This window comes from Streptomyces sp. URMC 126, assembly GCF_051386555.1.
Lineage (GTDB): Bacteria > Actinomycetota > Actinomycetes > Streptomycetales > Streptomycetaceae > Streptomyces.
Genome location: NZ_JBPQTX010000329.1, coordinates 1 through 7607, shown reverse-complemented (window position 1 = coordinate 7607; position 7607 = coordinate 1). Strand labels below are relative to the sequence as shown.

Annotated in this window: 10 protein-coding genes; 2 read left to right on the top strand and 8 right to left on the bottom strand. The window is 68.4% G+C overall.

Annotated elements, in window-relative coordinates; translation table 11 throughout:
* The first annotated feature begins 409 nt into the window (after nt 1-409).
* A complete protein-coding gene (locus tag ACSNOK_RS28150) occupies nt 410-1660 on the top strand; it encodes a sensor histidine kinase (RefSeq protein ID WP_436783606.1) in 1251 nt (416 codons plus the stop codon).
* Nucleotides 1648-2292: a LuxR C-terminal-related transcriptional regulator gene (locus ACSNOK_RS28145; protein ID WP_436783605.1), complete on the top strand. Its 645-nt coding sequence runs from the start codon at nt 1648-1650 to the stop codon at nt 2290-2292. Before ACSNOK_RS28150 ends, ACSNOK_RS28145 begins: the two co-directional genes overlap by 13 nt.
* Before the next feature lie 83 nt (nt 2293-2375).
* Here ACSNOK_RS28145 and ACSNOK_RS28140 read toward each other — a convergent pair whose 3' ends face one another.
* From ACSNOK_RS28140 to ACSNOK_RS28105, 8 genes are all read right to left on the bottom strand, one after another.
* A complete protein-coding gene (locus ACSNOK_RS28140) occupies nt 2376-2888 on the bottom strand; it encodes a hypothetical protein (protein WP_436783604.1) in 513 nt (170 codons plus the stop codon).
* A gap of 97 nt (nt 2889-2985) precedes the next feature.
* Nucleotides 2986-3450, bottom strand: a complete 465-nt coding sequence (locus ACSNOK_RS28135) for a hypothetical protein (RefSeq protein ID WP_436783603.1) — start codon at nt 3448-3450, stop codon at nt 2986-2988.
* Between the two features lie 116 nt (nt 3451-3566).
* Complete coding sequence (locus ACSNOK_RS28130; RefSeq protein ID WP_436783602.1) at nt 3567-3947, bottom strand: hypothetical protein; 381 nt, start codon at nt 3945-3947, stop codon at nt 3567-3569.
* Nucleotides 3948-4449: 502 nt separating this feature from the next.
* Nucleotides 4450-4785 carry a hypothetical protein gene (locus tag ACSNOK_RS28125; protein ID WP_436783601.1) on the bottom strand — a complete coding sequence of 112 codons (336 nt, stop codon included), beginning with the start codon at nt 4783-4785 and terminating at the stop codon, nt 4450-4452.
* Between the two features lie 148 nt (nt 4786-4933).
* Entirely contained in the window at nt 4934-6202 is a 1269-nt protein-coding gene (locus ACSNOK_RS28120) for a hypothetical protein (RefSeq protein ID WP_436783600.1), read from the bottom strand.
* Entirely contained in the window at nt 6199-6501 is a 303-nt protein-coding gene (locus ACSNOK_RS28115) for a DUF6317 family protein (RefSeq protein ID WP_436783599.1), read from the bottom strand. The genes ACSNOK_RS28120 and ACSNOK_RS28115 overlap by 4 nt, the downstream gene beginning before the upstream one ends.
* The gene (locus ACSNOK_RS28110) at nt 6494-6802 is read right to left on the bottom strand and encodes an SAV_915 family protein (RefSeq protein ID WP_436783598.1); all 309 of its coding nucleotides are present in this window, start codon (nt 6800-6802) and stop codon (nt 6494-6496) included. The genes ACSNOK_RS28115 and ACSNOK_RS28110 overlap by 8 nt, the downstream gene beginning before the upstream one ends.
* A gap of 119 nt (nt 6803-6921) precedes the next feature.
* Nucleotides 6922-7503: a TetR family transcriptional regulator gene (locus tag ACSNOK_RS28105; protein WP_436783597.1), complete on the bottom strand. Its 582-nt coding sequence runs from the start codon at nt 7501-7503 to the stop codon at nt 6922-6924.
* Nucleotides 7504-7607 lie beyond the last annotated feature (104 nt).

Below are 7607 nucleotides of genomic sequence, written 5' to 3'. Positions count from 1 at the left end.
AGACAGGGTCTCGGGGAGGTGGAGGGGGATGACCTCGGCTTCGCGGCTCCGGGGCGCGGCGTCGCGCGGGGACGGCGGATGGCGCGGGAGTTCGAGGACGGTCATCGGGTCGGCTCCTTCGCCAGGGACTGCCGCCGGTCCGCCACGGGAGTGTCGGGGCGGATCGTCGGGGGCGTCGTGGGGGTCGGTCGTCGGGTCGTGGGTCGTTGAGAGGCCGGTCGTCGCGACCGCCGTCCGACGTCCGACGGGACGGGAAGGCGGGGCGACGGGGCGACGTGTTCCACGATCACCGCCCGGACCGCTCCGGTCACTGGCGTAGCCGCCCGTCCTGGGGTGGTACTGGTTGCACCTTCGGGACGGACAGCAGTGACATGGCCGGGGTGCGGGCGCCGCCCGTACGGTTCCGTTCATGCACATGACCGTCCTGGGCACCCTGTCCCGGCCCCTGCTGCGTCCTTTCGAGGGCGTCGGCCGGCCGGCCGCCTTCCACGTCTTCGGCCTCCTCATCCAGACGGGCGCGTTGCTGCTGCTGTCGGTGCCGTGGCTGGACGGCGGGCCGGCCCGGGCGTCGGTCGTGCTGGCGGTGCTGTTCGGGACGCTCGGCCTGCTGGCGGCCTGCTCGCCGTTGCTGACCGCGGCGCAGCGGCTGCGCTTCCGGACCTGGCTCGACGTGGACGTCCCGCGTCCGGAACGGCGGATGGGGATTGGGGAGGCGCTGCGTTCCGAGCGCTTCCGGCGGCAGGTGTGGTACCACCTGGCGGTCGGGCCGCTGATCGCCTTCACCGCGTTCCTGACGCTGCTCGTCGCGGCGGCGTGCGGGGCGGCGGTGACGGTGTACGTCTGGATCTGGGCGCTGCCGCTGGACTTCCGGCTGTCCCACCTCGGGTACACGACACAGGCGGCATACCTGACGGCCGTCGGGGCCGGCGGGCTGTACGCGGCGGCGTGGCTGGCCAAGGCACTCGCCCGGCTGGACGCGCGGGCGGCCGTGAGCCTGCTCGGTCCCACGCCGGCCGAGCGGTTGGCGCGGCGGGTCGAGGAGGTCACGGAGAGCCGGGCCGGGATGGTGGACGCGGCGGACGCCGAACGGCGGCGCATCGAACGCGACCTGCACGACGGGGCCCAGCAGCGGCTGGTGTCGATGGCCGTCAACCTGGGCCTGGCGAAGGTCACGCTGACCGATCTCCCCGAGGACGCGCGGAAGGTCATCGACGAGGCGCACCGTGAGGCGAAGGCGGCGATCCAGGAGCTGAGCGACCTGGTCCGGGGCCTGCACCCGGCGGTCCTGGAGGACCGGGGCCTGGACGCGGCCCTGTCCGGACTCGCCGAACGCGCGCCGCTGCCCGTCCGCGTCCGGGTGGACCTGGCGTCCCGGCCGGCGCCCGCCGTCGAGGCGGTGGCCTACTTCGTCGTCTCCGAGGCGCTCGCCAACGTCGTCAAGCACGCGCAGGCGTCCAGGGCGGAGGTCACCGTCGAACGGTTCGGGGGGATACTGCTCGTGGTCGTCTCCGACGACGGCGTGGGCGGGGCGGACGAGGCGGGCGGTACGGGCCTGGCCGGGCTGGCCAAGCGGGTGGCGTCGGTGGACGGCACTTTCTCCGTCAGCAGCCCCGTGGGGGGCCCGACCGTTGTGACTGTGGAGCTGCCGTGCGCGCCGTGATCGCCGAGGATTCCGTACTGCTGCGGGTGGGGCTGGTGAAAGTCCTGGAAGCGGCGGGGTTCGAGGTGGCCGCCGAGGCCGGTGACGCGGAGGCGTTGCTCGCGGCGGTCGACGAACACCGTCCGGCCCTGGTGGTCAGCGATGTGCGGATGCCGCCCGGCTTCACGGACGAGGGCGTGCGTGCGGCGCTCGTCATCCGCCGGCAGTGGCCGGAGACGGCGGTGCTGCTCCTCTCCCAGTACGTCGAGGAGCGGTACGCGGCGGATCTGCTGACCGGCGACACCCGGGGCGTCGGCTACCTGCTCAAGCAACGGGTCGCCGACGTCGAGGAGTTCATCGACGCGCTGCGACGGGTGGCGGCGGGCGGTACGGCGCTGGACCCGCAGGTCGTCTCGCAGCTCCTGCTCCGGCGGCACAGCGACCCCCTGGACCGGCTCACCCCGCGCGAGCGCGAGGTCCTGGAACTCATGGCCTCCGGCCGCTCCAACGCGGGCATCGCGTCCCAACTCGTCGTGAGCGAGAGCGCCGTGGCGAAGCACATCAACAATATCCTCGCCAAGCTGGACCTGCCCCGGGCGGACGCGGATCACCGGAGGGTGCTCGCTGTTCTGCGGTTCCTGGGGGTGGGGTGAGGGGCGCGGTGTGGCGGTGGTGGCTGTGATGGCTGTGCCGCTCTCCGCCGTCCCGTTCGCGCTGGGCGCGCCGCCGCCGCCCGTCACAGGGTGACGCGGAGGACCACGAACACCACGAGGAACGCGAGGGCCGGCCAGAACAGCCCCTTCACCAGCCGCCCTTGGACCATCCGGCCCCGGTCGTACGGCCCGGTGAGCCAGGCGGCACCACGCACCACGCCTGGCCCGCCCAAACACAGCATCATCAGCCCGGCCAGAAGACCCGCGAACCAGCCGCAGGCGTTCACCCGGTCGATCTTGTAGCAGATGCGGATGAAGTCACAGGAGGCGGTGACGCGCCGGCCCGGCGAGTACTCCCGGTCGATACCGAGCCCGGCCCTCGCCTGCCCGCCGCCGGAGGGGAGGAAGGTGCCGAAGCAGTCGACGACGTCCTTGCCGTGTCCGCCGCCGCGCTGCTTCGTCTCGTGGTGCTCGCACCGCTCGACCGTAAACGTCCCGCGCGTTCCCAACAGCCCTGACGCATGACTGGCGATACCCGCGCCGAACACCCCGAACAGCAACCCGCCCAGAACGAGCAGGACTCCGCCGAAGCGCATCGCGGCATTGGATATTGTCGGCTCGGGTGGCCGAGGCGGCGGGGGTAGGTGTCTGCGCGGGCGTTTCTTCTTGGCCACTTCCGTCCCTACTGATCGCTCAGTCTTCCAGACCGAGTTGCCGGCGCTCGTAGCGTTCGCCGATGGTGTAGCGGCCGAAACTGCGGATGAGGTGCGGGAGTGTTCCCCCGAAGACGACGGGGGCCGCGAAAACCACCAGCGCCTGAGCGCAGCCGGAGCCCAGGGACGCGGCGGTCCCCACGGCCGAGCCGCCGCCGGGCCGCGTGTCATCGTCGTCGACGGACATGACTCCGTACCGGTCGGCCTTGCGAATCTTCACGACGGACCGGTAGCCGACGTAGCACGACAGAAGCGCGTACACGACGAGAAACGCGATCAGCACCCCTCGCCCGACTTCGGCGAATCCGTAGGCGAACCCGACGGTCATGCCACCGGAGAGCACCGTAAGAAAGAGCCAGAAGAGGGACAGCAACACGCGCCGCCACCAATAGGAGAGCCCACGTTGCTCGTAGGTCAACCCGACAAAGTGCAGGGGCTCCGGCATGTAACCACGCACTTCCCCGCGGTACCGCTTCTTACCCGAAGAGCCCATTCCTGCCTTCCGAACAGTGCCCCGTCGTCAGCGATGTGCCCCGTGCGGAAGTGCGGGACCGTCTGCTGTCACCCTTCAAGGCCGAGAAGCCTGCGTTCGTAGCGTTCGCCGGGAGCGTAGCGGCCGAAGCTGCGGATCAAGTAGGGAAGGGATGCGCCGAGGCCGACAGGAAAGGAGAATATGACGGAAAACCCCACCAAGATGAGAGTCACCGTAGCCGCCCTGTCCCACCGATTGTTGAAGCGTGCTTTATCGGCTCCCATGACGCCAAAGCGATCGACGCTCCGAATATGTCGGATGACAACGTAAGCGGTACCGCTGCCGAGCACGATGTAGAGGCTATCGAGAACGATCAGGACGACGGGTTCGGAGGCCGCCGAGACGCCGACCACAATCGTCATCACACCCGTCATGGCGGTGACGAGCAGCCAGCAGACCGTCATTTTCACGCGATGGAGCCAGTAGGTCGGTCCTCGGTGCAGCCACGTAGTGCCGACGAAGTAGAGCTTTTGAGGGCTGCTGCCATGCGTGGGTCGCCTTGTATGGCGTCGCCGACACCCGCGGCGACCGCGGGGCTGCTCGCTGCGGCGCGGATTCCCTTTGAGGCCGGCTATGTCGTCGTCGAGTACGGGTGAAGCCATGGTGCGACTCTCCAGCCGCCGAGCGTGAGTTGAGGCGAAAGATCAGCTTAGGGAGGCGGGTGACACCCGTCCAGCGGGGAAGCGTTGTCGCCGCGTCAAGGAGCCGTCAAAGTGAGTGTGCTGACCATGGGATGTACGGCGTGGCCGGGACCGTCACGGTGCTTTCGCTTTGGCGTGCGGGACCACACGCTCAGGTATCCAGGCTCAACTCCCGGAGTTGTATGGCTTACTGGCCGTGCAGCGCTCAGCACTCCGGATGAGAAGCGGAAATCTTGGCGCCGAAAGGGCTCTTCTTTGGCGGTGTCGACCGTCAGCTTTCCAGACCGATACGCCTGCGTTCGTAGCGTTCGCCGACCGTGTAGCGGCCGAAGCTGCGAATGAGGTGGGGAAGAACCACGCCGAAGGCGACGGGGAGGGCAAGCACCATGCCCACGCCCGCGAGAGCCTTGAGGACCTTGGCAGCGGCGTTGCTCCGTCGGCTGGGTGAGCGCGCTCGCAGGCGCGCTGCCGTGATCCCCAGGCGATCGACGCTCCTGATATCGCAGATGGTGAGGTAGGCGATGCCGCTGCCGAGCAGGGCGTAAAGGACGAGGAAAACGGTCAGGACGGTGTGCCCCGCCTGGGCGATGCCCATCATGAAGCCCACACACATCGCACCGGTGACAGCGGCTCCCATGAACAGGACGGCTGTGCGGGTGAACCGTCGCCACCAGTAGGCGGGGCCTCTATCGACCCAGGTGAGATCGAACCAGTGGAGGGTGGCGGGAGCCGGTGGATACCCTCCCTTTTTACCTCTACCCGAAGACGCCATGCCACACTTTCTTGACCGCTCCCTCGCCCTTGTGCCACGTGGATTTCGCGGTGTTACCGATCTTTCTGCCCATGTCTTCCACATCGTTGTGCCACCACTTCGACCCGGCTTCCCCGAGGCTTTCCTCGATACCTCCGATGACGCCGTACTTGTGGATGTTGCTGCCCCAATGGGCGTGGGTGAGCTCGTAACCGGCGGTACCTACGCCATAGCCGGCCACAACACCCAATACCACGCCGCCTGCCACGACCGGGTTCGCCGCGGAGGCGCTCACGATCGCGCTCTCCACACCGGTTCCGATGGCCATCCCGGCAGCCGCCGGGGCCGCGTCGCGGGCAAAAGCTTCGCCGTACGACCAGCCTCGTGTGCGGTGGTCGTCGTACATCTGGAGACCGACCATGGCCGCGGTCAGCCCCGTGCTGGCTGCGCCTAGTTTGCCTATGGAGCCCACGCCCCTGCCGCGGTAGCGCTCCGCAACCTCATTGATAGTGAGGCGTGCGGGGCCGCTTCCTTTGAACCTGCTCTCCCAGCCCTTGACGGAATCCACGCGGAGACGCTGCTTGCTGAGATTCGCGCGAGCGGCGCGCCGCTCCTGCAAGCGCTTAGTCCACGCGTCACTTCCTTTAGGCAGCTTCCTTGCCTCGCGTTTCAGTTTTTTGGCCTGCTGCTTGAGGTTCTCCAGCTTCTTGGCGCTCTCCTGGGTGAGAGCTGCCGGCGTCGTGTAGAGGCCCCGGAGAACCTCCGCCAGGGTGAACGAGTCCGCACCGTTCAAAAGTTTCGGGCTGCCCTCGTTGAGGATCTGCGCGATGATCGCGTTGAGGTGTTGCGTGGCCAGCTCACGTGCGTCCTGCGCCCGCTTGAGCGCCGCGTCCCGCCCCCTTTGGTACGTGTCCAGCGCCACCTGCTGTTCAGCGGTACCGGTTGCTCCTCCCTGACTGTCCAGAGTCAGCCCCGATGCCCGTGCCGCGTCTTGGACGTCGCCCAGGTCGCCTTTCGCCGCCGACAACTCCTCCGTCAGCACCGTGACGACATCCGACACCAGAGACATTGCTTCGGAGAGCGCCGCGGCGATTGTGCCGTCGTGTGCCCATACGGTCTGGAAGGCTGCTGCTCCCTCGCCGCTCCAGCCTGCCTCGTGAACGACGCCGTTCACTTTCTTGTTGAGGACCTTGGAGGAGGCGTCGTACTTTTCGACAGCCGACGTGTAGTCCGTAGCGACTTCCTTGAGGCCGGCTATGTCGTCGTCGATCACTTGGCCTTGCCCATCATGTCGTCGAGCACCCCGCGGATGTCGATGTCCTTGTCGTGGTACTCGCCGGCGGCCGACCGGAGGCTGCTGCCGTGCCGGTCCATCAGCCCCGTCAGCAATTCGTGCGCGATGCCGAAGGCGTCACTGATCTGCGAGAGGGCGGCGCTCAGACTGGAGTCGCCCACGCTCGGAGTCGCGGGGGAGGAAAGGTGTTTGAACTCGTGGAGATGCAGCGCTTCACGATGGAAGCCTTTGCCCGCATCGTCGATGTGCTCCACTGTCGCCTTGAGCCGGTCAGCCACGTTCGACCTGCCCTTCCTCTCGTCCGGTCAGGGCATGCGGGTCCACTACGACCAGGGAAACGCCTGCTTCTCCGAGCATCGTGCGCAGCGCATTCAGAGGAAGCGCCACCCAGGGCTGGTCCGGACCGTGGAAGGCCACGAGGCTTTCGGCCGAGGTGAAGGCCAGACCGCAGACGCGTCCGTCGGCCGTACGGCTCGTCTCGAACTCGACTTGATCCGCCGCCCCTTGTCGGTTGTCCGCGAGTCGTGGGTGGGCCGGCGTGAGGACTATCGCGTCGTCAGCGAGCGTGGGTGTGCTCACGGATGTTCTCCTGCCGGAAGTGGTGAGTTGAGGCAGAAGATCAGGCTAGGCAGGGCCGCCGCGCCGGGTCTATCAAGAACCCGTTACCCCCTCGTCAAGAACGCGTCATGGTGTGTGTATTAGCCACGTAGTCCGTGGAGGACCAGGCCGCAGACCGTGTCGAAGGCCGCGTCGATCTCCGGGTGGGACCACTCCGGCGCGTAGGCGGGGTCGTGGAAGCGGTTGGTCGCGTCCCAGACGGCGCGGGCGGTGAGGGCGGGGTCCGGGAGGGAGAACTCGCCGCGTTCCGTGCCGTCGCGGAGGATGTCGGTGAGCTGGCCGACCATCGTGGCGATATGCCGTTCGACCGTGGAGCTGTTCTCGCCGACCAGTACCAGGTAGGTGGCGAACAGCTCGGGGTCGTCGCCCGCCTTGCGGCGCTTGGCGGCGAAGAGGGCCGTCAGCCAGTCGCGCAGGCGCTGTTCGGCGGGGGCGTCGGAGGACGCGATGGCGGACAGGGCCTCGTGCGACTGGTCGAGCCAGCGTTCGGTGACGGCCTCCCGGAGGGCGGCCTTGCTGCCGAAGTGCCGGTAGACGCTGCCGTGGCTGACGCCGAGCGCGCGGGCCACGTCCACGACGGTGGCCTTCGCCGGGCCGAAGCGGCGCAGGACCTCCTCGGTGGCTTCGAGGATGCGGTCTTGGGTCAGGGGCTCGGGCGGCATGTGGGTACGGGTCCTTTCCTCCGGCGCCGGCGCGCCTGGGACGACCGTACCCGGCCGGCGGCGCGTCCGGGACGTGCGGGGCGGCGTCCCGTGGGGGAGGGAGG